The sequence below is a fragment of the Citrobacter sp. VF227 genome (genome assembly GCF_052950715.1).
Window position 1 is genome coordinate 1 of record NZ_JBRFVF010000242.1, and the last position, 525, is coordinate 525.

Consider the following 525-nt stretch of genomic DNA (forward strand, 5'->3'; position numbering starts at 1 on the left):
GGGCTCGGGATCGGTCTTGGCCCGGCGGATCTTCTGGGCGATGGCGTCCGCATCGTCCGTGAGGTTGATGCGGGCGTTGTCGGACGGGTCCGACTTCGACATCTTCTTGGTGCCGTCGCGCAGCGACATGACCCGGGCGGCCGGGCCGCCGATCAGCGGCTCCGTGATTGGGAAGAAGGCGTCGCCGTGGCCGTGCGCCGTGATCGACCCCGAGAAATCGGTGTTGAACTTCTGGGCGATGTCCCGGGTCAGCTCCAGGTGCTGCTTCTGGTCCTCGCCGACCGGCACGTGCGTCGCCCGGTAGGCCAGGATGTCGGCGGCCATCAGCACCGGGTAGTCGTAGAGGCCGATCGAGGCGTTCTCCCGGTCCTTTCCGGCCTTCTCCTTGAACTGGGTCATGCGGTTCAGCCAGCCGAGGCGGGCGACGCAGTTGAACACCCAGGCGAGCTCGGCGTGCTGCGGCACCTGGCTCTGGTTGAACACGATCGAGCGCTTGGGATCGATGCCGGCGGCGAGGAAGGCGGC

General features: G+C 67.6%; 1 protein-coding gene. It reads right to left on the reverse strand.

Annotation, left to right across the window (positions count from 1 at the left end):
• A partial coding sequence (gene trpS / locus ACU8YC_RS26120) for a tryptophan--tRNA ligase (protein WP_446896132.1) occupies nucleotides 1-525 on the reverse strand: 525 nt, incomplete at both ends.